Raw genomic sequence first — 278 nt, 5'->3', positions numbered from 1 at the left:
GCATCGAGCCGGATCAGGCCGAGCTCGCGCAGCTTGCCGATGAAACCGCGGAACAGAGCACGGTCGAAGAATTCCGGCGCGGCCTGCGAGTACAGCAGCGACAGGCGCTGGGCGGTGAGCTGGCAGAAGTTCTCGAGCTCGCCGGTGGAGAGCGTGCCCGAACCGTTCTTCACCAGCACCGCGATCGCGATGTAGTAACGCTCGAAGGCCTGCTGCAGGCTGTGCGCGACGATCCGCAGCTGGAACACCTCGTCGGTCTGGCCCGGGCCGCGCTGCAG

The 278-nt window shown here is 66.9% G+C and carries 1 protein-coding gene; it reads right to left on the bottom strand.

Annotated features, from left to right (window positions below; translation table 11 throughout):
* On the bottom strand, positions 1-278 hold a 278-nt coding region (locus FLQ44_RS19975; protein WP_206209014.1), incomplete at both ends, for a hypothetical protein.

It is taken from the genome of Vogesella mureinivorans (assembly GCF_007644035.1).
Lineage (GTDB): Bacteria > Pseudomonadota > Gammaproteobacteria > Burkholderiales > Chromobacteriaceae > Vogesella > Vogesella mureinivorans.
The sequence above is the reverse complement of the archived record's forward strand: the minus strand, read 5'-3'. Positions and strand labels throughout refer to the sequence as shown.